Below are 23,712 nucleotides of genomic sequence, written 5' to 3' on the forward strand. Positions count from 1 at the left end.
ACTTAACCTCTAAGGATTAAATATGTTCAATGAAAATATTGAAAATTTTTACACTCAAGGACAAGAAAATACTCGACTATTTTCCAATGCTCTTGGCAATTTTGAAAGAGAACGTTCTTTAATTATTTTAAAAAAATATATTCCCAATGTTTCATGCACTATTTTAGATGTTGGAGGAGGTGCTGGCGCATACGCTTTTCCATTAGCTGAGCAAGGACATAATGTTTATTTAATTGATCCAATAAAACTACATATTGAGCAAGCTAAACAACAATCAATTCAACTTGCAGGATTACACATAGGAGATGCAAGAAACTTATCTTATCCAAATGAATTTGCTGATGTTGTATTATTGATGGGACCACTTTATCATTTACCAAAAAGAAACGAACGTATCAAAGCACTGACAGAAGCGTGGCGCATATTGAAAGCTGGCGGATTAATTATAGCAGCGGCTATTTCAAGACTTTCTACTGCTTTAGATTGTTTTGCAAGCAACTTGATAGAAAATACTCAAATTCAAGAAATGGTTAAAAAGGATATCGCTACAGGTAAACACTATTCCCCATCAAACATTGAATATTTTACGGAAGCTTATTTTCATCACCCAGAAGATCTTAAACAAGAATTAATTGAAGCAAAGTTTGACAAGATAGAAATGCTTGCTGTTGAAGGTCCTTTTTGGAACTTGCCCAATTTTGAACAACTTTATAATGATTCAAAGAAAAGAGCATTTTTACATTGGACTGTCGAAAAAATAGAAAAAGACATGAGCTTATTAGGAGCAAGCGCCCATATATTAGCTGTAGGTTATAAAAATTAATTTGTATTTATACCTCATCCAGCAAGCGTAGCCTGGTTGCTTGCAACCAGGATTCATTATTCCCCAAACGCCCCCTCAAAAACGCCCTCCCCAATTTCTTGGCAATCGCCCCTCACGAACATATCGATGGAAGCTTGAATAAGGCCACTCTATAGCTTCTTTTACCAACCCATGTTTCACAGGGTTGAAATGAATGTAGTTAACATGAGAATAAAAATCTGATTCATCTCGAATACGATGCTCCCAAAATCGACGTTGCCATAAGTTGTATTCACCTCGTAGATTTTTTAATAATGACTCTCCAGATGATTTTATTTCTTGTAAAAAATAGGTCTTTATTTGACGTAATCGGGTTGAATAATCTGCATCCTTTTCAGGTAACTCCATTATCAAGTGTAAATGGTCGGGTAATACCACAACTGCATGTATAGTAAAAGGATTGTTCTTTTGAGCTTGTCGAAAAGAATGCCATAGCGCTGCTATATGCTTCGTGATTAAATTTGATGCTCTATCTTTTAAGGTCAATGTAAAAAAATAAGTACCGCCCCGCGTTTTATCTCGCCTGTAATTTACCATGAGGTCCTTTTCCATAGAATCTTGCTGAGATTAACATAACATTTTTTAAAAAATGTAAAAAGTATTGCTCCAGGAAATCCTGGCTGCAAGCAACCAGGCTACGCATGCTGCTCTTTAATAATTAAAAGATTCTGTGTGAGATTTGCGTACTTGAGTACGACACTGTTATACATTGTACGACATTTGTAGGGTCTATTCCGGAGACATTAGTTACAAATTATAGGAGACATAGGTAACACTTTAGCCCCAAAAGGATTGGGTAAAGGCTCCAATTTACATGTCTTTTCATCAAAATAACCGAGATCATATCTCATAAAGCTAACTAACCAAATATCATCAACCTACTTAATACCTACATTTGGGGTAGAGCCTGTTTATTTCAGCTGCCTATTCCTGCTTGAATATGATTTAGCGACTTACAGGATAGTTCCTGTGTCTCTTCGTTGTTTGGCCTGAGAGTGGTTTCATTCACAGGTTGAAAGAGTTTTGTATAATGTTCTTTATGTTCGTGGTCTTTCGAGAGCGAAGACTCTTGTGAAAGCTCATGCACACAAACCTTCTCTTGTGTTTTTTCCACAGTGTCCGTCTCTTGGATGTCATAATGGTTATCCAGATTCGCATCAATAAGTGATATGTATCTATCATCTGAGAGAGCTTCTTTTAAAAGCGCGTTGTTTTTATTAACTTTTCTATAAAACTGTATCGCCGACTTTGATAGGCTTATGGCAAATGCAGCCAAGGATATACCAATCAATATGGGACCAATTGGCCAGGCAGCGATTCCCAAAAATAGACCTCCCGCACCAACAATGAGGCTGGTAAGAGAAGTGCCAAGGTCAATAAAACTCCCCAGACTGCGGATGCGCTTGCTATCGCATGCGATGTGGTAAAGTCTACTTGCTCCCTCTTGTTTAGCAAAAGCTAATTTCTTGTCAAGTTGGTAAAGCTTAAAAACCAGCAGCACACGTGCTTGCTTATCGTCGATCGGTGTGTTGAGGAGCTTTTCGTACTTGGCTTGTCGCTTTTCTTTAATGCTTTCCACATATTGTTCAGGGTTATCTTTATACTGATTTATGAGTGTATTTTCCTTACGCACGTCCGAATAAAGGTAGTAGGCCGCATCGAGTACGCCATACCCCATCATGCCGATACCAAGATATACCCACATCGCAGGGAATAACGTTCCCAGATAGATCAGTGGTATAGCCCCTGCTGCAGCTGCAATGAGAATACCAGCCGACATCACGCGACTGAACTTTGAGGCCGTTGGATCAAATATTCTTGCAATGGTACTGCTCACAAAGCCAATGACTGAAAAAAGCACTCCCAGGATGCCCAGGGCAAAGCCCGCGCTTTCCGTAAGTACAATGATGCGTGTCATGTAATACAGAATGCTCGACAGCGAGTTTGTGGCGAGCCCCATGCTGCGCAAGTAGACAAAGGCTGCATTATTCTTCTGTAGGTTCCTCTTGGTTTCTGTGCTCATTTGGCTGGTCTGAAATAAATATAAACAATCTTCATTATATAAAGTCTACCTTAAGAAAACTTTAACAGTCTTGCATATCGATTACCTATAACTCGATGTTCGACTTTATATGTTGACAGTGAATAGCTAGCATAGTCCGGATTCAGGCGCAGTCGTAATCCAGGATATTGGGCTTCGAACATCCCGGATTTCGTTCCACTTCATCCGGGCTACGCTTGCTTACTTTTTCCAATTGATATAAATATGACATGACATGACATGACATTATCAAAGTTTGCATGATTTTTTGGCCACTCCAGAAGTCCTTTTTTGTATTCTTCTCTTGCTTTATCCAAAACCTCTTTGTTTTTTTGTTAATAGCGTTATTCTATCTATTCCTTTATAATTAAATGAAACTCGAAGTGCATTATATGGCTATAGGCGTCAATTAACAAATTTATTTAGATTCTGTGCTCTTATCTTAATTGTTGAGTTATTCTGGCTCATTTTGACAGCCCTATATATAATTAGCTTTTTTGGAAGTGAAAGATGTCCAATAATCCAGAATTATCGTCCGAAATTAATCATCTCCTTGAAGTCCTTGATCATGACATTAAATCGTTACGTGATCCCCCCTATTCGCTGGCCGCTCGAACCCTCACAGCCTCTTATCAGAAGCTATCAGGCGAGCCCCTGGCAGACGAACAATTGAAGTTACTGAAAGAAACCCTGTCCCTGGCGCACAAAATAATCAGCACCCCCTCTGCTGTTACTGCGAAAGACATGGAGAATCAACAGGCCAACCTGAAGGAAATTGCCAGACTGGCAGACAAGGCAAAAGGTGACCGGACCAAAGCCCAACTCTATTACCAGATAGGGATAGCCGTTTCAGTTATCGTTACTTTGGGGCTGTTTGTGGGGCTGGCGTCATTCTTAATTTTCTTTCCAAACCCACTCACAATGCTGGCCATGAGTTTTACGCCCGTTTTGATAGGCGTCCCTTCGTGCGCATATTTTGGGAATCAATTGGAAAAAAGCATGTCGGCTACACATTATGAAAACATCCATCGATTTTTTGTTTCCCACATGAACAGCGAGGCCAGCGGGCAGGATGAGAGCGATCTCGAATCAAAGCATAAAAAGGGTGCACCTCCCTTATTTGAAATTACAGTAATTATTAACTAACTTTACCAGCAAGCGTAGGTCGGGGCTTGGCCCGACACCTCTTGAATTCGCTGGTATAATCGCGATGAAAAAGATTACGAGCATCATGTCAATTATATACATTTCAATCCAGTGAAACATGGTTATGTCAATAACCCTCTAACTGGAAATATTCTAGCATCCATAGCTATATTCTAAAGGAAGTAATATCTGAAGATTGGACTTGGAGTTACCCATTTGAATCTAGTAATTGGGGTGAATAGCAATAACAAATGTCGGGCCAAGACCCGACCTACGCTTGCTAAATCGCCACATTCTGGCGACTTCATTAATTGCACAACCCTTTATTTGTACTGGATCACCCAGGGAAGTCAATCACTAAGCAAACTCAGATTTGCCTGAAAATTCTGATTGACGATACTTTGGATTGACTTTCACATGCCAGAGTGGCAGCATCAAAAATAATGGAATCAGGCAGCAAATAAACAATGTGAGGAAGAAATTATCCCAGCCGTAATTTTTGATAATTGCACCCAAAGGAGCGCCAGCCAGAACAGCACCTAAACAATAAGCAAAAAAACCGGCAAAGCCAGTTGCAGTCGCCGCTGCTTTTTTATGTGCTAATTCCGCACACGCCATACCAATCATCATTTGTGGCCCAAAGATAAAAAAACCAAAGAAAAAAAGAAACAAAGAATCGAGGAATGGTGTATATGCCTTGGTCAACATAAATAGCAACAAAGTGGCAAAAACACCTGCAGTAAAGAGAACATTGATTGGGTTGCGTTTACCTTGAAATATTTTATCAGAAGACCAGCCGGCAACCAGATTTCCAAAAAAACCACCAACCTCAAACCATATGACACAACTACCTGCTGTGATTAAGGAGTAATCCTTCACTTCCGTTAAGTACAGCATGCTCCAATCATTAATAGCCGTTCGGACAATGTAAATAAACAAATAAGAAATGGACAGTATCCAAATATATTGGTTACATAACACATAATTCCAAAGAATTTCTTTGACTGAGAACTGTGTTTTTTCTTGGTGGTGATTTGCTGAACCGGAAAAATCTTCATGATATTGCTCTATCGCAGGTAAACCAAGCGATTGTGGAGTATCTCTTAAACGATTGATTAAAAAAACACCTCCTAAAATGCAGATGATCCCAGGCACAAACATGGCTGAACGCCAGCCGAAATACTGCGCGCACACAGCAACAATCAATGGAATTAATGCGCCACCAACGTTATGTGATGTATTCCAAAGACTCCACCAACGACCACGTTCGGATTGGGAATACCAATGTGTTAATAATTTAGTACATCCTGGCCATCCCCACCCTTGAAACCAACCATTCAATCCCCAAAAAATAGCAAATAACCACCAGGTGGAAGACAATCCAAACAAAATATTAAAAACACCTGTCAAAATTAGCCCAATCGCCATTAAATAACGAGGATTAGATTTATCGCCAAGAATTCCACTCAAAAATTTGCTGATGCCATAACTTAAGCTCAAAATGCTGGCAATCATTCCCAGTTCAGTTTTAGTCATCCCCAAGGTGCTTTGTAATGCAGGCATCGCGAAGGTAAAACTTTTCCGCGTAAAATAAAACAAAGCATATCCTATATACATTGCATAAAAAGTGCGAATTCGCCAATAACGATATTGCTGTTTAACAATGGTTTTATCCTGAATTTCATCAAGATAAGGAGCAGGTTTTAAAAAACTCAAAAATGTCATGATTATCCACACCATGATAAAAAAATAAGATTAGAATGTAACTCGCAAAGTATGTCAAATCTTTCTAATGAAATAATAGCGGTATCATACCTATTGATAATTAATTAAAAATTTAAATGGAATTCTTGTGAAATTATAAATAAGCTACACAGTTTGTATTAAAAAAGGATTCATCGGAATGAAAGAAATAGTTGGTTTATTAGAACAAGATCAAATTGATTTTGCTATTCATAAACGTCCTGAAATCATAATGGTTTTAAGAAGAAAATTTCGTACTCAAAAAGATTGGATTATTGCTTCTTTCAACCAATATCAATTTACTGAAGAAGAATCGCAAAAAGTCCAACAAGCCATTCTAAATGGGGATCTTCGAATAACAGATCTTCTAAAACGTCCGCTTTCCCACTATTTTTGGAGTTTCCTTACCTTTAAGTGGGGAGAGATACTTTCGGGTGGAAAAAGATTATCCAAGCAAGAGGTCTTACAAATTGCTACCTACTCTAGCAATGGCCAAGAATTTGCAAGAACCCCCATTCAAAATAGAAACAGGCTGATAAAAGGAGTGCCATTAGTCATTGGCAAAGTCGTTACCTCCATGGCGCTTTGTATGGTATTTTGCCTTGGATTATTAAGTACTTTCGGAGCTCCCTTTGGCGTTAGCCTCGGCTTAGCGATAGTACTTTCCTTATGTAACGGAATAGTTTGTTTATTAAGTCGGGGGCAAGCCATGCTTGATAGTGCTGGCTTTCATCCTAAAAAACAAAAAACATTTCAGACCCTTGAAGAAAATATAAAACAAAAAACGATATTCGATAGAGGTGAGAAATTATTTTTTGGTATCGTGACATTGTTGGCATGTATTTCTGCGGGTATTTCCGGGTATGCTGGTCTCGTAGGACTTCTCACTTTTTTGGGGGCAGGTCTGCTCGCCTCTAACCCTCTGGTTTTGGCAGTTACGATTGGGTTATCTTTGGTTGCAGCTATCTCTTTTTATTCGTTTCAAGCCGTAGGCATACGTGAAAATTATACAAAATTTAAAAATCTTTTTATTGAAGATTATAAAAAACCCTATGGTCTTTTGCGATGTGTCTTATTAGGAATCGTAAGTACGGTTTTTTTAGCTGTTTATGCGACGTTAACCTGGTTTACTACTGTATCCGGGGTTAATAAGCTTTTTAATGCTTTAGGTGCGACTCCTGATACCCTTCTAGCACATGTTATTGCTATGATATGTACTTCGACAACCATGGTTGTTAATACTTTTTCACAAGTATATAAAGTCTTTAACCCGAAAACGTATGTCGATCTAAAAGAAAAATTTGAATCAATATATCAACCACCGGAAGAACACCAAACAAAAGCACAAAAGATAAAGTATGGAGCCATCAATATGCTCAAATTATGTGCTTTGATAGGTGATTCTCTTGCCTATTCTGTTGCCGGTGGAATCCGAAGCGGAATTCATGTTGGTGAAACGCTGGGAGAAGCAATAGGGGCAAAACTTGCATTAACCATTACCATGGCAATATTGTCTCCAGTCATTTTAGTATTCGTCTCAATAGCTTTTACTTGGCCTACCGTTTTTCATAGCAAAAAATCGACTCAAGATCCTTCACAGATGGAGAAGCCCTTGATAGAAAAAATGAGCCAAAACCATACTCCAGATGCACTTCAAAATAATACTCTATTACCAACATCAGAAAAATCTCCCAAACCTGGTAATTCTAAAATCAGGGAAGCTGGGCTAAGATTTTTTGATACGAGGTTGAGTGAAGATTGTATTCTTAAGCCCAATTGTGGCCCTACTTTAGAGGGAAGAACAGCAAGCCCGTCTTAGCGCAGCGTAACATTGGAACTCTTTGATTGATACCGGAAAATATCCCCCTTATACTATCTAAGTTCGCAATTCGCGAACTTGGATAGTGAACAAAAAGTTCTGGATGATAAGCTTCGTTACTATGATAATGAATACCTTAATAATTAAATCATTACCAAAATATCACACCATGTTAATATCAAATGATATCATGTTTAAGTTAATATCATTTGATATATAATTACACTTTGAGTTTCATAACTCAGCCGTCTCCATCATATACTCAAGTATAAAATTAGTTACTTGTTGCTTGAGTTTCCTCAAGCGTTCAACATCTTTCATGACTTATATTCCTGCTGTTACGCCATTATCCATTTTAGTGTTTAAGCAGCCGCTTTAGGGCATAACTCGATGTTCCCGCTCGGTAATATTTCTGTTTAATATGCAAAAAACATCAATTTATTACCGAACGGGAATATTTTATGGAATTTTCTTCAAATAAGGTATAAAATTACCGTACGGGAACACATAAATAAAAATTATGATTCAATCTCCAGAAAATATAGGACGTTATATTCGCAAAATTCGTAAAGAACTTGACGTTACCCAAAGAGATTTGGCTTTAACTGCTGGCACAGGATTGCGTTTTATTATTGATTTGGAAAATGGAAAGCCTACTTGCCAAATTGGAAAAACACTGCAAGTACTACAAGTACTTGGGATTCAACTCAACTTATCTCATACTGATTTCGAAAATGAAAAATCATAAACTGGATGTCTATCTTAACCAAATACTAGCAGGGCAATTAAGTATTGACACACATGGCGATATGTCTTTTGTGTATGATGACGACTACTCGGAAAACAAAAAAAATCTCCCCCTGTCACACTCCCTTCCTGTTCAAAAAGCCCCCTACTCAACGAAGCAATGCCGTCCCTTTTTTAGTGGACTTTTGCCTGAAGCTCATATGCGCACTGCTATTGCTCGTCAATTGGGTATTAGTGAAAAAAATGATTTTGCCTTATTAGCTGCTATTGGTGGTGAGTGTGCCGGATCTGTGATGATATTACCTCAAAATATATCCATAGCTCAGTTAAAACCAGACTATAAAATTATCAAACAACAGGACATATTAGAAATCCTGCAAACCATGCATCAAAGACCAATGATAGTTGGTGAAGATGGAATCCGTTTATCCCTTGCAGGAGCTCAGGATAAACTCCCTGTTGCTCTTATTGAAGGAAATCTCGCAATACCAATGAACGGTGCACCCAGTACTCACATTTTAAAACCAATCAATCGCGACTTTCCTTCCTTAATTGAAAATGAGTGCTTCTGCCTTAATCTGGCACAAAAAATTGGATTAAATGCTGTGGACGCATCAATCCATTATGCTGATGATATTCCTTATCTGTTAGTTAAACGTTATGATCGGGTTGAGACAGAGCAAGGAATCCAACGCCTTCATCAAGAAGATTTTTGTCAGGCAATGGGCATTAACCCTGAGATGAAATATCAGCGAGAAGGTGGCCCCCAAATTAGTGAGTGCTTTAGTTTGATAAGAGAGATATCAAGTCTCCCTGTCTTTGACATAAAAGAATTATTACAAGGGATTCTGTTTAATGTGATTATTGGCAACAATGATGCACATAGCAAAAACTTCTCTTTGCTCTATCATGGATCAAAAACTCGTTTAGCACCTTTCTACGATATGATTTCAACCGTATATTATCCTAATCTTGCTAGTAAAATGGCGATGAAAGTTGGAAGTAAATATGATTTTGATGATCTATTTCCACGTCACTTTATACAAATGGCAGAGGATGCTCTTTTATCTGGTGCCCTAGTATGTAAAGAAGTCTTGAATCTAATTAGCAAAATTCAAAAAAACATAACGTCTAGCCCATTTACCAGCATCATTTTGCAACGTGCTGACAAATTATTTCAAAGGTTCCAGAAGTCTTCAGCAAGATAATATCTCTTGGGCTTAGTCGATAAATGCTTTGCTCATCATAAAACCCAAAGTCTCCGGCATGAACACCATATCAGTATTAGTTTGAGTTACCATTTGATTGATGATATCCAAATTTCTGTGGGTATCACTGATTAATAGAGTTTTGTGCATTTGAGACCTGTAGTCTTAATTGGTGATAGGGGTCTGACCAAAATTTTATCTGTATTAAAAACAATTTAACGGCATGTCGCTCTTGGATTATCTATATCCATATCTTCTTCACGAGCGGAAGTAAAAAAAGAGGGGGGAAGTCCACTTCTTCTAGTTGATAAGAGGAGTATTTCCGGGATGGTTTCCATCGGTTTTAATTCGGGATGATTCGTTTGGAGAGCGAGAAATTCATTGACTTTAAATATCCCTGTAAACACCTCTTTAATCGAATCGATAACTGTTTTGTTTTCCGGGTGGTCTTTTTCCCATTTAGAAAAAACGGTTAATAAATCAATAAAAATCTGACCTTCATAAAAAATTGCTTTTCCCTCTGCTAGATTGTCAATAATTTCATTGCTTGAGTACAACGCACTTTCAGTACTCCATCCCTGATCGAGTATGGTCGAGGAGGGCTTTGTGACTTCTCGGCCAATTTCCTCTATACTGTATAATAAATTTTCCATTTCTGAGCGGGAGTAATCTGCTATTTGCAGCTCATGTTTGTATCCGTATCCAGTTTTTTCAAATTTAATATCAATGCCATATTTCTGATGGGAAAATATATATCCACCAAAAAAACTAGAGATACAGGTTGCGTCCATGATGGTGCCGAGCCTACGACCTCGCCCAAATGTCTCGGCGTATTTTTTTCCTGGAATTTTATCCAGCAAACAGGCAAGAAAAAATACAGGATAATTAATGTCATGACATTTTCCTCCTGCTACCGATTGCACAAAATACTCTTCTAATACTTCAAAATTTTGGGTTATTGCATTTTCAAATAAAGAAATTTGTAATAAAGGCCATCCAGTTACTCCATTACGAAGCACCGAAGGAATAGAACTTTTTTCAGGCAAAGCATCTCTTTGAGCTTGTTCTGGCACAGGAATAATTGGCATGGATACATTTCTTGTCATATCAAATCACCTAGACTTGTTTAAAACCATATGGATCAATAATTATGCATTATTGTCTTTTATATTACAGGTGAATGACGGACAATCAGTGGTTATAATAGGACAAAGATCGATTCATTAGTAATAAATGAGATGAAATCTCTTGTATCCTGGCTCCTATCAGCATTGCCAAAGGTATGCCTAATGCAATAGCAACTAAATTGGGAGTAAAAATAATGTTTGGTATGTCATTGAGATACGCAATAAACATACCGAATAGTAAGCCCGCTAATGGCGATATTAGTATAAAAGCCATAAGAGATGCTGTAGATTTTCGTACATCCCATAGAGCATCTGTAGAATTAGACGGACTTTTCATTCTAATAAAAGAGCCATGGTGTATTCATTTTCATAAATCCCATCAATCCTAATAGCATTAATATGCAGGCCTTCTATTTTAAACCCCAGTTTTTCATATAAAGAAATTGCCGGATGATTATTCTCCCTCACATTCAATTGAACTCGAGTTAACCCCATTTTCCTGGCTTTCTGTAATGCAGCTTTCATTAAACTTTGCCCCACGCCTTTTCCGCGCCAATCAGATAGGACCCCTATACCTAATGATCCTCCATGAGCCAGTGCATCTCGGTGAAAAGACGATATGTCGCACCACCCTATCAAACGGCTATTGGCCACTGCAACAAACAATGGCCAATCTCCTTCTATAATTTCTTGAACAAATTCTCTTGTCATTTCCATTGGTGGAGCATCCAAAAAAGCCAGGTATTTTTTCTCTCTGGCAACAACACCTACTAAAGAATTAAATTCTTCCAGTTGACTTTCCTCAATGGGTTTTATTTCAAAATTTTTCATAAACACCTCACCTTAATAATACTTCATAACTTCACAACAGCTGTGCTATCTAAACAGTGGCTTGACCTCATTCTGGATCTCTAATTTTGTTTATAAGAATTATAATTAGTGTCGTCCCTAATGAATACAACCATCAATATCACAGGAACATTTATCAATAATCTCTGAATTAAATTATAAAATTACTGTCATGGCAGTAATTTTTGATTTTTTTAGGTAATTTAAATATATGAATTCATATGGCCTTGAAGTACCAGTCCATGGTTTAGTGTATTCTAAAGACAACAGCATGACGTACTTCATTAAACGATTTGACCGAATAGGGCATAATAAAAAATTAGCAGTAGAAGATTTTGCCCAGTTATCTGGTGAGGATCGCCATAGAAAATATCAGAGCTCTATGGAAAAAGTGATCGCTGTTATAGAAAAATTTTGTACATTCCCCAAAATTGAATTCGTTAAATTATTCAAGTTGACACTATTTAACTTCCTAATCGGCAATGAAGATATGCATTTAAAAAATTTTTCCCTAATTACAAAGGATAAAAAAATTTCTCTATCACCTGCATATGATTTACTTAACTCGACCATCGTTTTAAAAAATACCAAAGAAGAAATGGCTTTGCCTTTAAGAGGCAAAAAAAATACTTTAACGAAACGTGATTTTTTTACATATTTCGCAGTTGAACAACTCGTATTAAACCAGAAAGTTATTGATGGAATCATGCAAGAATTCCAGCAAGTAATACCTGGATGGCGCCAACTGATTGGTTTCAGCTATTTGTCTCAACAAATGCAAGATAAATATCTCCAATTGTTAAATGAACGTTGTGAGCGATTAGGTTTTTTTAATTAAGTTAGCTCGACTGTTTCCATCATATGTTGAAACAAGAGGTTAGCAACTTGTTATAAGAGATGACGCAGTTATTTAAACAATACCAGGTCGCTCTCTTTTTTGCTATCTGACACTTCGGTCAGTGTAACCTCTGAAGACACTTCAGGATTATTTGGATTAGTTGATTGCAGTTGAAATTCCTCTACTAATTTTTTAGGTAGATGTATTTTTCCATTGGCTTGCAATTCTTTCAGCGCCTCAAGGTTTTCGGACAAGGATTTCCCGACATTATCACTATACCAATTTTGTATCGCTTCTATCCATGCTTTATCCTTTGGATTATGCGTTTTATAATTGTATACGTATAACCATTGATCCTTTCCAGCAACTCTTGAATCCTGATTAGCCTCCTTTAAATCACGCAATCCTGTATCTAAATCGATCAGCTTAATTCCTTCCTGAGTATAAATCTCGTTATAATAAGAACCCAACTCAAGCGTTCCATAATCCGGGTGACAATAATCAAGATCATTAATTATTTTTAAAGCCATAATAAATTCTTCAAGATCATTATTATATTTCTCCATTTGAACTGGATCTTCATAGCCATAATCTACTTGTTTTACCAGAGGCATCACCAGGTTAAATTTCTGTTGATAGGTATGATTCTTATTCGCTGGATTTCTCCATAAACCCATCACGAAATACTTGTCAATATGGTATTCATCCAGAAGAAATAGTTGCTTTAATATTTTTGTATTTGCAGTAGTGCTAGTTGCGCCTTCTTTATTTTTTATCTTCCTGTTAAAGTGCCCTATAGTGAGCATTTTAATCACCTTTTCGGGCGAAGCGAGAAACACTGATCCCTCATTACCCTTACCCAATAGGGGTAATTTGGATTCTGATTGTTTACTATCCAATTGTTTTTCACCGGTTTTTTTATTACTGGTCCACAAGGCTATAAAATGGATGGGTTGCTCACTTTGCAAATCATAACGAACAGCATAAATATGGTGATTGAACCGAAAAATTTTAAATTCTTTCTGTTTTACATCAAAATAATGGTCAGTAAGATCGGCATTGCCCGAACTGTTATTCTCATAAGCTTTCGGATCAACAATATCTTGAAGAGTAATCGCCATAATATTTTTATCTTAAATTAGATTCGTATACTAATTATAATTGATGTGTAAATAATTGTCACAACAAGACTATGTGGTATTTACCTGGAGATATAGATTAGAACAAACCAGTGGCTTAGGTAAAAGTGAGTAGAAATTCCGCATACGCAGTATCTAAAAAATCTAATTAAAATAGTATTTAATAATTTTTTTCCGGGGTTAGTTCTTTTCTGCTGCTTGCAAAAGAAAAACAAGTATAGGGTTCTTTATCAGGTATAATAATTTTGCTAACTTCTAATCTAATATTAAGATGCTTATTTATAATTTTTTCAGATATGGCTTCGCTATTGATGATTAATCCAATTATACGCGCATAATGATGGTCTTTTTGTTCTGTATTTAAACGCTCTAACAAAGGTTTTTTTTTGCCTAAAAAACCGGATTTGTTTTCATATTTTTTTCTTGTGGTTAAATATTCACCAATTAAAAGTTCAGATATTCGTCTCGATTTTGCTTCAGTAGACAATAAAAAATCCTGTTGGATTTGATCAACCTGTTTCAGTAATTGTTGAATGTCTTCAGAATGTCCATGCTTTAATGATTTTCCTTCAAGTTTTTCATAACAAGACTGTATTCCTCTAATATCATTCACCAGTTGAGATAATTTTTCATATTCCTCATAATTTTTTTGCAGTTTTTTTAAAGTTTTTTCATGTTCGGGCATTTTTTTAAAATGCTCAATTAATTTAGCACGATATCGTTGTTTAATTTCTTCTTTTCGCACAGCGTATTCAGATTGACTCTCTTGAGGTTTTGGGAGATCTCCTGAACTCTCAAGACCTTTGGTTCTCACTTCAACAGTGGTTAGCGCTACAGGATTTTGATTGTTTTCTTCTTCGACACTTTGAATTTCACGAACCTTATCATCAAAATATAGATATGATTTTGCTGGAATATCCTTTTTTACGAGTCGGAACATGGAGCCTTTATCTTTTCTATGTTGTTCCATGAACTGTTTCGCTTCTTTTTTACTTCCTTCATTCATAAGTTTGTTATAAATTGTATGAAGTGAGGATTCTTGTTCATTCACTTCCTCATCAATTCCCTTTACTTCAGAGTCCATTTGTTCCAGAATTTTTTTATTACTGCTATGAAAAACATCGACTCCTTCTTGCAGCGTTTTTTGCCATCGTGTAAAAACCGGCTTCCAGCATTCTTCATAATAGGCTCCTGCACGTTTAAGGAATACGTCAGAAGGAGTTATAGTTTTTTGGACTTTAAAGCCGTATGTGTTTTCAAGTTCAGATATTAATTTCTGACGGGTATATTGTGGATGATCTGGACCAAGATCACTGATGACTTGCCAGCTGTACATACTGGTAAATAAATACAGGTTTTTAATATCGGCTTCCTGAAGAACTTCAATTAATGCCAGATTAATATACTTGGCTTCTGTATCTATTAACGTTTCATCAACATCCAGAAGGGTGACGAGTTCATCCTCTACAATTTTCTCATATAAAAAGCCCTTGGACTCCATAGGGTTAACCTTCTTTAATTGATCATGTATGATTTCAATAATAGCAAATAGACAAATAATTATCTATTTTGGGTTCTAATTGGATTTTAATCAGTTATTCGTATTAAACACTGTTATCAAAAAACTTGACCCATTCTGCTGTATTATTTGACAATGATTAATAGACTCGCATAAATCAATAAAAATGGATTTTTAATATGGATAGTCGTAAAGATAGACGTTTGTATTTCCTTAAGAACAAAGCTGTTTTAAAAGAAAAATTAGAACAATCTGCTTTCCGAAAAGGCATAAGTCCCGCGATACAGGGCATTATGAAACTTGCCCCATCAGACCATGTTCCTATAACTGTAAATTTTGATGGGACTTCTCTAGCAAGCTGGAATTTACTTTCCGATGAACATACATCAAATTTCTTTTTGGATGTTGGTCGAAAAAAGCATTTTATTGAACACCCGCTGCGTACGGATGGAAAAAAAATCAGTTGGGGTTCAGTTCTAGAAAAATTAGGACTTTTCATTCTGGAAAATAGTTTTAAAGATAAAGAAAATATTTACCAAATACAAATAACATCCGAATTATTGAACAAGTTTGTTGAAGCGCAGAGACAAAGAACTCAAAAACTTCAAAACCATCTAAACAGTATTTCTGGGGAAAATAATATCAAACAAGCATTAAGTAAAATAGAAAAAGCCATTAATAATATAAAGGATGCGGAGGAATTAGTTGCATTGCTTACCGATACAAAGCATACACAACATGATGATTTCAAAAACTCACTCATTCATATTATTGAACTATCTTATTCTATTCATTATGGTTTTGTGCGATGGGAAAATAGATTAAATAAAATTAGAGAAAATAAACGTTTACTTACTAACTTAGTATCACACGAGATATTGTGTTTTCAAGAATGCACTAACCCCAAAGATATGCTGAACTTATTGCAATACTGGTCTGAAAAAAATCAATTAGACAAAAAATTTTCGATGATTTCCTATGCCGTTGAAAATAACAGCAAAGATAATTGCGTGATCATTTACGATCAGAATAAGTATCTCTTAGAGGATTATGAATATTTTGGTTTATCCTTTAACTCAGCCACACAACAATATACAAAACCTTGTATCCTGGCTAAATTTCACTCATTAAATAATCAAAATTCTTTTATTGTTGGCTCTATTCATCATCCAGGGGGTAGGGTAAGTGAATTATCATCCATTTTAGAGAAAGTTAAGATCTTGGATACAAATATTCCCGTCATTGCTTTAGGAGATTTTAATCATGAAGAGATATTTTTTAGAAATGACCTTAAAGATTCTAAATTTTCAATGGTAATGCCCCGTTCAGGCACTATGGCAGGATTTGAATATGGAAATAATAATAAAGCCATCGATGGTGCTCTGACCAATTCTCTCCAGCTCGTAAAAGTTGACCTTTTGCAACAATACCCTTTTGCTGAGCAAGTCACATTGCCAATAAAAATAGAGATCTCTCTTGATCAAAATCTGGAATGTACGACACGACTCTTTTAAATAAAAATACTCGGGGTCAAGCTAACCCGGATTAGGCACTTTCAGGGTTCTCCACAAAACCCATATGCTTGTTATTATTCAAATTTTATATTTAAAATAGTTGTTGGCATTGACAAAAATGCGACTGATTCTCGAGTAGAGTAAATAACTCCTTTTCATAATTAGTAAATTGGGATGAATTGACATTATTAAATGGGGAATAACATGGATTATGTTAAATTATTAGAGCAATTTGCGCCTTATTGTGCGTTTCATCGTGATGAAACATCTATCCCAATTGCTTGGGAAACAATTAAAAATAATAGTGAGTTACTCATCAGTGCCGATGGAAAACAAGAAACATTACCCAAAGAATATATATCAAAACTCGATACGTCTTCCCCCCAGGAGATAATTGAAGACTGGTTAAAATCTAATGAAGAAAATCGTGCAACCTTTGCAAACGGTCAACTTATTTTGATGCCCAATCAGGATGCTGCTGAAATGCAAGGGGACTTTGATGAAAAGAAAAACATAAAATCACTTCCGGTACACGCCCTGGTTTCTGACGTTACATTAAAAAACAGCGAAGGTGTCGATGAAGAGTTTTATCGTTTAACTTATGTTTTTCTATACCGCGATAACGATCCTGATTTTGCCTTTAATGCTGGAGATCATCGAGGAGATCTTGAACACATTCATTTATATATTCGCAAATCTAATAATGAAAATGGGTATGAAGATTCTATTTACAAGGCTTATTACGGCGCACACGGCGAAATCGAAGGCCAATGGTTCCGAGGGGACCAGTTAAAATATGAGAACAAGCATCCAGTTATCTTTCTGGCTAAAGGCTCCCATGCAGCCTATAAAGATTTAAATACAGGCTTCCCTTTTTTTTCATCGACGCATTATGTTCCTCGAGTATTTGGTTTTGCAAGTGATAAAATTGAAAAAGCGATTGTCTATCAAATAAAGGGGTCTGACTTAAGGCCTATGCCAAAGCCCATAATAGAAAATGCCAAAATTAAATTTGGCGGTATCACCCTGGGTAAAGATTTCATTAAAGGCCCTGAAAGGGTCTTTAATGCCAATTCATTAGTCAGACAAATTCCAACTAGATTAAAAATTGGGAATTGGGTACTTTGGGAACCCAGAAACCATGTCGTTCAAGAAAAACATGACGAACGAGTGGAAAATCTACATGATTTAAAAAATGAAGAAAGCAATCCTCCTTCCCTTAATATCAATTGAACTGAAACTGTGGTTGAGTCCCTGACAAGTTAGCCAAAAGTTTGGACTCAAGCACCGTTATAATTACACCTTTTACACCAACTCTTAAAGAAAGACTTGACAGCTTCGAATTTATTTATGACTATGAAATTTGTCTTTTTATCTATGATTTATATGAATTTAGTTTGTTCAATTCAACTTTATTAGCAAGGCTAACGCTCAATGACAAATCTCAAAATCAAATGAAAATAACAAGATTACAAACCTAAATAATTGTCAACCATCCAAGCTAAGATAAAGAGTCCGCCAAATGCCCTCAACAAATAAAATTGAAAATCATAAAGACTCAAATCCTACATTGCGAGCATTGAGTCTATCAGCCTTAGGCATAGTTTACGGAGATATAGGAACAAGCCCTCTTTATACTTTTAAAACAGTGATATTGCTAGCTGGGGGAGGAACACCAGACGTAAATACCATTATAGGTTCAGTATCATTGATTATATGGACTTTGATAATAATTGCTTCTGTTAAATACATTTCCTTCGCATTACGGATTGACAACGATGGAGAAGGGGGTATTCTCGCTTTGATGTCCCTTTTAAATTTAAAGCTAAAAGAAAGACCCTTCATTATTGCAGTTGGACTTATGGGAGCTGCTCTTATCTATGGAGATGGTACAATTACACCAGCCATATCCGTGCTATCTGCTATAGAAGGATTAGAGATCCTCTCCCCATCACTTGAGCATTATGTTTTACCTACTGCAATAATAATTCTAATTATTCTTTTTGCCATACAACCCAAAGGTACGACCACAATTGGGAATGCATTTGGTCCTGTGATGGCATTTTGGTTTTTAACCATTGGTGTATTAGGGGCAAGAGGAATTATACAACACCCTTCTATAGTAGTGGCGATTAACCCAATCTATGGTCTAAATTTTTTATTTTCAAATGGTGCAACAGGATTCTTTATTCTATGTGGGGTCTTTCTTTGTGTCACTGGTGCAGAAGCTTTATATGCCGACCTGGGGCATTTCGGCACTGCTCCAATTCGCTGTGCCTGGTTTGGCTTGGTTTTTCCAAGCCTTATTTTCAATTATCTGGGACAGGCTGCTTTGGTTTTGGAAGGCGCTTCCACAGAACATAATATTTTTTATATGCTGTGCCCAGGTAATTTGTTATTACCGTTAATAATTCTTTCCACTGTCGCAACAATTATTGCCAGCCAATCAATTATTACCGGAGCATTTTCTATGACGAGACAAGCAATGCAATTGGGTTGGTTACCCAGGCTACGAGTAACACAAACTTCCTCGGAAGGTTATGGACAGATTTATATTGGAACTGTTAACTGGCTTTTAATGTTGATTACACTTGGACTTACTATTGGATTTGGTAGTTCTGAAAAATTAGCTGCTGCCTATGGCATTGCTGTTTCAGCCACTATGCTCTGCACGACTGTTCTTTTGTTTATTGCTCTACATAAAATATGGAAATGGAATATTATCAAATCAGGGCTTGTTGCCGGATTATTCATGGTTGTGGATGCATCCTTTTTTGTGGCCAATCTCACTAAATTTACCAATGGTGGATATATACCAATTACATTGGCAGTCATAATCTATTCCATTATGTTTATTTGGCATAAAGGCCATCAAGCCATCGCTATCAAACAAAAAGAAAAAAATATGACTGTCGATTCCTTCCTGGAGAGTATTCAAAAAGATGGGGTAGTACGTGTAGCTAAAACTGCTGTTTTTCTTACATCCAGAGAACAGGATATTCCGCCAATCCTGGTTTGGTATGTAAAGAAAAATCATGTATTGCAAGATAAGATTATTATTTTAAAAATCAATAACTTGTCAACTCCATGGTGTAAACATAGTGATCAATTACAAGTTGTGGAAGTAGCACCAGGCATTTGGCATGCTGTAGCCAATTATGGCTTTATGGAGCATCCCAATATTCCCAAGTTGTTCAAAAAATTACAGACTCAAGGCTATGACATCAACCTGAAAGATATTACATATTATATCGGTCACGAAACTATAATTATCCGAAATGATAGTAATGCTCTGTTAAAATACATAAAAGCGTTCTTCGCTTTTATGCATCGCAATGCTCTTCCAATGAGTAACTATTTTCATCTTCCACCGGAATCAGTATTTGAAATAGGAAGACAGATAGAAATTTAAAAATAGCAATCCTATAAAAGCTCATAGTTATAGTGATTTGAATTTCAAATGACTTAATTCGACGTACCGCTGCTTGCCAGCGGTATCAATTTTAAGTTGATTTTATCTCAAATTATGGCGGTGTCGTCCCATAACTCTCCCAAGTATCTTCTTTTGCTCATAAAATACAATTATTGAATTAATTATTTGCAACGTGTATAATGTTCGGCGCTTCTAATGTAATCCACTTGGAGAATCGTTATGCCCTCACCTAATCCTGTAGTTTACAATCAAGCCAATCTTCTATCCTGGCAACAAGAATTATCCCAAGTTCAGTTACAAATATCGGAAAAAGTGCTCTTAATTAAAGATCAGAAGCGACATCTTAGTCCCCTCCAGCGTCAATTGGAGAGTACAGACAGACTCATTTCAATCACGCAAAGTCAGCTGAGTAATGCAAATATCAGCGCCACGCAAGATATGATCCATCATATGCATGACCATCATCACTATCATGGCCACCACCACCATCATCATAGAGATGGAGTACTGCATTATATAAATGATTTCGCAAGAGAATGGAACCGAAGTCAATTACAAATTGAATTAGGGCGTTTACAGGCAGAACGTATTTCACTCCAAAATCAAATGCAACCCTATGAACGAGTAATTAATGAAGCTAGCGCCGAACTGAATCAATTTCGTTTTCGAGAGTCCTTTTTAAAACAACATATACCTGCTGCTGAATCATTTTTACGCGTTTTAGATGAAAATCCATTAGAATTAGTGAATGCCTTAGCTCATAAGCTGCAAAAAACATTTACTGATTATGAGGATACTCATCTTACAGGTCTTTCCCCACAAGTGCGTATTAGCTTGATTGCTGCACGTTACGGATTAAATGAGTTAACTCGTTATAACGGGGGATATAATCCTGAAGTATTGCACCCAACACACAAAGCTAATTATTTACGTTTATGCGGCTTTATATGGGATATGCATTCCAGGGTGAAACTGGAAAACCAAGACAGAACATTTGAAAAAATTTTAGCAGAGCTTATTGACAGTACTCATGTTCTTCAGCATGGGGACTTGCCTGATCAATGGAGAACAGGATTTAGTGCAGAAGTCTTGTTTAAGACATCCAAACAAACGTATCCACAATATTTTGAGATTCAAACGGCTCAATTACCAAGTATAGAAGAACAAATTTTTAATAATGGATTGAGTTCACTTAAGCAAATTAACATTTTACAACCAAATAGCTTACAAAGACATATCGTACATGCGGCCAATTTAATTGACTCAGAAGTGGCCATGAAAAAACAAAAAGACGAACCCATTGATTATCATTTCTATGGTAGAACAGTTCGTATCTTAGGTGAAGCTTTAGCGAATCCTGCCGATATGCACACTGCAAAGCGTTTAGGAGATATTGCTGAACATGCTTCGGGAAATGCTTCTATAGGCAAACAAGTTTTGGGTGGTTTATTGATTGCTTTAGGAGTAATACTTATTGGAGCAAGTGTCGCTGGTTTTGTGGCTACACTGGGTTCAGGTTCTGTATTAAGTGCTTGTAGTATGGCCTTGGGGTTAAGTTTACTCCAAACTCAGGTTGCTTTTGGGGTTGCTTCTACTGTAGCTGCTGCTTCAGGGATTGGATTAACCTTTTTTGCAGGTCCTGATACACTCAAGTCCGGGCAGCGCCAGGGTTTATCACAAGAACTGATCGATATTAAAGAGGGCGTTGAGAGTTATGTCTCTGCTTCACTTTAAGTTGTTTCTGCACATCATTAATTAATTTTTTCGCATTGCATTATTATGTCACTATACTGCTATAGAATGTGAAAAGATAATTCGTTCCTAACCTAGCCAGATAACATTCCTGGGATTGTGCCTTGGTCCAACAAGTAACTCTCTAGTCAATGCAATCATGGCTTGATGACTTTGTCTGGTACATCGCCAACATCCTTTGGCTTGGTGGTATTTGATCCAAATAAACTGTATCTGGAAATAGTCCCTAAATTTTCATTTTTCCTGCTGGTTTTACCTTTAACAAACACTTCCCCCGACGATATCAACTGCTTACCCAATGACTTTATCGCGATTCTCTGATCTTTTGGCGTACCATAAGTCAATTTAATTGCCGACCATTCTTTTGTAAATGCCTGGATGTGGTAGTCAGGATTTGTGGTCAGGTCGTAAGCTAATTTTGCCAGTTTCGTGGCTTGCTTTTTTGCAATTCGATTATTTGCAGCTAATTCATCAAGTAATTTAAGAAATTGAAGGGATTTTGCTATCAATACTTGATGCTCTGGCGTCATTTTTTTATTGCCTAATAACTTAAGATAATACCCTGCCCCTTCAAGAGGTGCACCACCACTTAAACTCGCGATAGTTTTTTGTAGTAATAATCCAAAGTCCTTAATGGATGTTGGCGTCTCAATTTTAGGTTTTTTTAGCATTCTTCCAGTAATGTTTGACCGACACATTTCATCTTTCATTTCGTCACTCACCCCTGAAACTAATACCATGCGTGCAGTTCTTGCACAATTTGTGGTGAGGAAACGATAATCGTGGTTGGTATAAAGCTTTTCAATCGTGTCGAGCATCTTCATAGCGTTGAGTTTAGTCACATCATGACTATCAAATGTAAGGGGTAAAGTTAAGACATGACTGGGTCGCTGTCCCATATATTCATAATTATCCTGTAATGCTTGCTGATGAGCATCTAATTCTCTAATTAATTGTTCGTTATACGTATCTTTATATCGCTCATATAGCTTATCAAGTATTTTTATTGCCTTTTCAAACTCACCATTTTCATAGCTCAAATTTGGATTCATAGGTGTTTTAGCGGCATTAGGTAATTCAAAATGAAGCTCTTTAAAAAGCCCATTTAGGTCTATTGCCCTATTCACCACACGATTATAGTCTTCACATAGGTCGATTAACTGGATAACGAATTCTATTTTATTAATATCAAAAGGAGTAAATTTTCGTAATTGCAATTTATTACGCAACTCATTAATTAAACTAAGATTTTTCTCAAATTTATTCTTATCATCAATCACTTCTTTATGTTCGGGAGTAATTAGTGATTGATAGTTGACTAGCGAAGACCCTTTCTTATCTTTATCTTTTTCACTAAGTTGATTACTTAATTCACTGTACATGTCAAATTCTGGTGTTCTGTTTTTGAATTTTTTTGGCCACCAGCTGAAGTAAATTTCTAGCACAGGGATTGTATGCCTGGACAGAGTACCATCAGGATTTTGAACGCCAACAAATGCTTTTGACTCCCTATAGGTTAACCCTTTATCTTTATAGAATTCTAATCTCTTAATGACTTGAGGATCGGCCGGTATTGTAAACCGAAGTGAGGTGTGGCCAACAGGCTCGTTTTTCATTTGTTGTGCAATATAGTGGCTGTATTTTGTTTTGACAGTGCCTTTTTCAAAGAGTTCAGGATTTTCAACACTACCCCAGGTTATTAAATCAACCGATGGTTGGAATGAGAGAGATGGGTTTCTCATCTGTGTTGTCTGTGTCACTGGAAGTTGCGTCGGATTTTCTTTTGAAGGCATATTGGAACCGCGTGATAATTTGTACACATTATAGCATTTACCCAGATATTGATCAATATTTGAACAATAAAGCTTGCCCTTACCTATGTCCGTTGGACCAATATCGTCAGTGAAACAATAGGGTAAATTAAGAATACTTGTACCTTGAGATTAAGACCCTTGATATTTTTAAACACAATCGA

At 36.6% G+C, this 23,712-nt stretch carries 19 protein-coding genes and 1 pseudogene; 11 read left to right on the top strand and 9 right to left on the bottom strand.

Features of this window, described 5'->3' with window-relative positions; translation table 11 throughout:
* The first annotated feature begins 22 nt into the window (after window positions 1–22).
* Window positions 23–823, top strand: coding sequence for a class I SAM-dependent methyltransferase (locus ACZ5EK_RS12360; RefSeq protein ID WP_464429931.1), 801 nt, complete (start codon window positions 23–25; stop codon window positions 821–823).
* Window positions 824–898: 75 nt separating this feature from the next.
* Here the strand turns inward: ACZ5EK_RS12360 and ACZ5EK_RS12365 are convergent, their stop codons facing one another.
* Together ACZ5EK_RS12365 and ceg2 are read right to left on the bottom strand one after the other, a co-directional pair.
* Window positions 899–1,414, bottom strand: coding sequence for an REP-associated tyrosine transposase (locus ACZ5EK_RS12365; RefSeq protein WP_464429932.1), 516 nt, complete (start codon window positions 1,412–1,414; stop codon window positions 899–901).
* Between the two features lie 364 nt (window positions 1,415–1,778).
* A complete protein-coding gene (gene ceg2 / locus ACZ5EK_RS12370) occupies window positions 1,779–2,885 on the bottom strand; it encodes a lpg0059 family Dot/Icm T4SS effector (RefSeq protein WP_464429934.1) in 1,107 nt (368 codons plus the stop codon).
* A gap of 528 nt (window positions 2,886–3,413) precedes the next feature.
* Between ceg2 and ACZ5EK_RS12375 the strand changes: the two genes are divergently transcribed.
* Together ACZ5EK_RS12375 and ACZ5EK_RS12380 are read left to right on the top strand one after the other, a co-directional pair.
* On the top strand, window positions 3,414–4,049 hold the full coding sequence (locus ACZ5EK_RS12375) for a hypothetical protein (RefSeq protein ID WP_464429935.1): 636 nt from the start codon (window positions 3,414–3,416) through the stop codon (window positions 4,047–4,049).
* A 60-nt stretch (window positions 4,050–4,109) separates the two neighbouring features.
* A pseudogene (locus tag ACZ5EK_RS12380) lies at window positions 4,110–4,291 on the top strand (REP-associated tyrosine transposase); the annotation flags it as partial.
* Window positions 4,292–4,406: 115 nt separating this feature from the next.
* Here ACZ5EK_RS12380 and pgtP read toward each other — a convergent pair.
* Window positions 4,407–5,774 (bottom strand): phosphoglycerate transporter protein PgtP, encoded by a 1,368-nt coding sequence (pgtP, locus tag ACZ5EK_RS12385; RefSeq protein ID WP_464429936.1) that lies wholly within the window; start codon window positions 5,772–5,774, stop codon window positions 4,407–4,409.
* 178 nt (window positions 5,775–5,952) lie between these two features.
* Here pgtP and ACZ5EK_RS12390 point away from each other — a divergent pair, with 178 nt between their 5' ends.
* From ACZ5EK_RS12390 to ACZ5EK_RS12400, 3 genes are all read left to right on the top strand, one after another.
* Window positions 5,953–7,611, top strand: coding sequence for a hypothetical protein (locus tag ACZ5EK_RS12390; protein WP_464429937.1), 1,659 nt, complete (start codon window positions 5,953–5,955; stop codon window positions 7,609–7,611).
* Between the two features lie 520 nt (window positions 7,612–8,131).
* Window positions 8,132–8,359 carry a helix-turn-helix transcriptional regulator gene (locus ACZ5EK_RS12395; RefSeq protein WP_464429939.1) on the top strand — a complete coding sequence of 76 codons (228 nt, stop codon included), beginning with the start codon at window positions 8,132–8,134 and terminating at the stop codon, window positions 8,357–8,359.
* Window positions 8,346–9,566: a HipA domain-containing protein gene (locus tag ACZ5EK_RS12400; protein ID WP_464429940.1), complete on the top strand. Its 1,221-nt coding sequence runs from the start codon at window positions 8,346–8,348 to the stop codon at window positions 9,564–9,566. The genes ACZ5EK_RS12395 and ACZ5EK_RS12400 overlap by 14 nt, the downstream gene beginning before the upstream one ends.
* 215 nt (window positions 9,567–9,781) lie before the next feature.
* Here ACZ5EK_RS12400 and ACZ5EK_RS12405 read toward each other — a convergent pair whose 3' ends face one another.
* The 3 genes from ACZ5EK_RS12405 to ACZ5EK_RS12415 all read right to left on the bottom strand — a co-directional run bounded on the left by ACZ5EK_RS12405 (window position 9,782) and on the right by ACZ5EK_RS12415 (window position 11,524).
* Window positions 9,782–10,672, bottom strand: a complete 891-nt coding sequence (locus ACZ5EK_RS12405) for a hypothetical protein (RefSeq protein WP_464429942.1) — start codon at window positions 10,670–10,672, stop codon at window positions 9,782–9,784.
* An 85-nt stretch (window positions 10,673–10,757) separates the two neighbouring features.
* A complete protein-coding gene (locus tag ACZ5EK_RS12410) occupies window positions 10,758–10,967 on the bottom strand; it encodes a hypothetical protein (protein ID WP_464429943.1) in 210 nt (69 codons plus the stop codon).
* Between the two features lie 59 nt (window positions 10,968–11,026).
* Window positions 11,027–11,524: an N-acetyltransferase family protein gene (locus ACZ5EK_RS12415; protein ID WP_464429944.1), complete on the bottom strand. Its 498-nt coding sequence runs from the start codon at window positions 11,522–11,524 to the stop codon at window positions 11,027–11,029.
* A gap of 229 nt (window positions 11,525–11,753) precedes the next feature.
* Between ACZ5EK_RS12415 and ACZ5EK_RS12420 the strand changes: the two genes are divergently transcribed.
* Window positions 11,754–12,380, top strand: a complete 627-nt coding sequence (locus tag ACZ5EK_RS12420; protein ID WP_464429945.1) for a HipA domain-containing protein — start codon at window positions 11,754–11,756, stop codon at window positions 12,378–12,380.
* 68 nt (window positions 12,381–12,448) lie between these two features.
* Here ACZ5EK_RS12420 and ACZ5EK_RS12425 read toward each other — a convergent pair whose 3' ends face one another.
* Both ACZ5EK_RS12425 and ACZ5EK_RS12430 read right to left on the bottom strand, forming a co-directional pair.
* Window positions 12,449–13,501 carry a hypothetical protein gene (locus tag ACZ5EK_RS12425; protein ID WP_464429946.1) on the bottom strand — a complete coding sequence of 351 codons (1,053 nt, stop codon included), beginning with the start codon at window positions 13,499–13,501 and terminating at the stop codon, window positions 12,449–12,451.
* 178 nt (window positions 13,502–13,679) lie between these two features.
* The gene (locus ACZ5EK_RS12430) at window positions 13,680–15,020 is read right to left on the bottom strand and encodes a hypothetical protein (RefSeq protein WP_464429947.1); all 1,341 of its coding nucleotides are present in this window, start codon (window positions 15,018–15,020) and stop codon (window positions 13,680–13,682) included.
* A 197-nt stretch (window positions 15,021–15,217) separates the two neighbouring features.
* Between ACZ5EK_RS12430 and ACZ5EK_RS12435 the strand changes: the two genes are divergently transcribed.
* The 4 genes from ACZ5EK_RS12435 (at window position 15,218) to ACZ5EK_RS12450 (ending at window position 21,719) form a co-directional block, all read left to right on the top strand.
* On the top strand, window positions 15,218–16,552 hold the full coding sequence (locus ACZ5EK_RS12435) for an exonuclease/endonuclease/phosphatase family protein (RefSeq protein ID WP_464429949.1): 1,335 nt from the start codon (window positions 15,218–15,220) through the stop codon (window positions 16,550–16,552).
* A gap of 204 nt (window positions 16,553–16,756) precedes the next feature.
* Complete coding sequence (locus ACZ5EK_RS12440) at window positions 16,757–17,785, top strand: hypothetical protein (protein WP_464429950.1); 1,029 nt, start codon at window positions 16,757–16,759, stop codon at window positions 17,783–17,785.
* A gap of 289 nt (window positions 17,786–18,074) precedes the next feature.
* Window positions 18,075–19,964: a potassium transporter Kup gene (locus ACZ5EK_RS12445; protein WP_464429951.1), complete on the top strand. Its 1,890-nt coding sequence runs from the start codon at window positions 18,075–18,077 to the stop codon at window positions 19,962–19,964.
* Window positions 19,965–20,204: 240 nt separating this feature from the next.
* Window positions 20,205–21,719, top strand: a complete 1,515-nt coding sequence (locus ACZ5EK_RS12450) for a hypothetical protein (protein ID WP_464429952.1) — start codon at window positions 20,205–20,207, stop codon at window positions 21,717–21,719.
* Between the two features lie 155 nt (window positions 21,720–21,874).
* On the opposite strand, the gene ACZ5EK_RS12455 is transcribed toward ACZ5EK_RS12450, so the two are convergent.
* A complete protein-coding gene (locus tag ACZ5EK_RS12455; protein WP_464429953.1) occupies window positions 21,875–23,530 on the bottom strand; it encodes a hypothetical protein in 1,656 nt (551 codons plus the stop codon).
* Window positions 23,531–23,712 lie beyond the last annotated feature (182 nt).

This window comes from Legionella sp. JM-2024 (assembly GCF_055389095.1).

Excerpts from the sequence above, each read along its gene's own strand:
- ACZ5EK_RS12420 (WP_464429945.1), top strand. The coding sequence starts at position 11,754 with ATGAATTCATATGGCCTTGAAGTACCAGTCCATGGTTTAGTGTATTCT.
- ACZ5EK_RS12455 (WP_464429953.1), bottom strand. The coding sequence starts at position 23,530 with ATGCCTTCAAAAGAAAATCCGACGCAACTTCCAGTGACACAGACAACA.
- ACZ5EK_RS12410 (WP_464429943.1), bottom strand. The coding sequence starts at position 10,967 with ATGGCTTTTATACTAATATCGCCATTAGCGGGCTTACTATTCGGTATG.
- ACZ5EK_RS12435 (WP_464429949.1), top strand. The coding sequence starts at position 15,218 with ATGGATAGTCGTAAAGATAGACGTTTGTATTTCCTTAAGAACAAAGCT.
- ceg2 (WP_464429934.1), bottom strand. The coding sequence starts at position 2,885 with ATGAGCACAGAAACCAAGAGGAACCTACAGAAGAATAATGCAGCCTTT.
- pgtP (WP_464429936.1), bottom strand. The coding sequence starts at position 5,774 with ATGACATTTTTGAGTTTTTTAAAACCTGCTCCTTATCTTGATGAAATT.
- ACZ5EK_RS12405 (WP_464429942.1), bottom strand. The coding sequence starts at position 10,672 with ATGACAAGAAATGTATCCATGCCAATTATTCCTGTGCCAGAACAAGCT.
- ACZ5EK_RS12360 (WP_464429931.1), top strand. The coding sequence starts at position 23 with ATGTTCAATGAAAATATTGAAAATTTTTACACTCAAGGACAAGAAAAT.
- ACZ5EK_RS12365 (WP_464429932.1), bottom strand. The coding sequence starts at position 1,414 with ATGGAAAAGGACCTCATGGTAAATTACAGGCGAGATAAAACGCGGGGC.
- ACZ5EK_RS12395 (WP_464429939.1), top strand. The coding sequence starts at position 8,132 with ATGATTCAATCTCCAGAAAATATAGGACGTTATATTCGCAAAATTCGT.
- ACZ5EK_RS12390 (WP_464429937.1), top strand. The coding sequence starts at position 5,953 with ATGAAAGAAATAGTTGGTTTATTAGAACAAGATCAAATTGATTTTGCT.
- ACZ5EK_RS12425 (WP_464429946.1), bottom strand. The coding sequence starts at position 13,501 with ATGGCGATTACTCTTCAAGATATTGTTGATCCGAAAGCTTATGAGAAT.
- ACZ5EK_RS12440 (WP_464429950.1), top strand. The coding sequence starts at position 16,757 with ATGGATTATGTTAAATTATTAGAGCAATTTGCGCCTTATTGTGCGTTT.
- ACZ5EK_RS12375 (WP_464429935.1), top strand. The coding sequence starts at position 3,414 with ATGTCCAATAATCCAGAATTATCGTCCGAAATTAATCATCTCCTTGAA.
- ACZ5EK_RS12430 (WP_464429947.1), bottom strand. The coding sequence starts at position 15,020 with ATGGAGTCCAAGGGCTTTTTATATGAGAAAATTGTAGAGGATGAACTC.
- ACZ5EK_RS12415 (WP_464429944.1), bottom strand. The coding sequence starts at position 11,524 with ATGAAAAATTTTGAAATAAAACCCATTGAGGAAAGTCAACTGGAAGAA.
- ACZ5EK_RS12445 (WP_464429951.1), top strand. The coding sequence starts at position 18,075 with ATGCCCTCAACAAATAAAATTGAAAATCATAAAGACTCAAATCCTACA.
- ACZ5EK_RS12400 (WP_464429940.1), top strand. The coding sequence starts at position 8,346 with ATGAAAAATCATAAACTGGATGTCTATCTTAACCAAATACTAGCAGGG.
- ACZ5EK_RS12450 (WP_464429952.1), top strand. The coding sequence starts at position 20,205 with ATGCCCTCACCTAATCCTGTAGTTTACAATCAAGCCAATCTTCTATCC.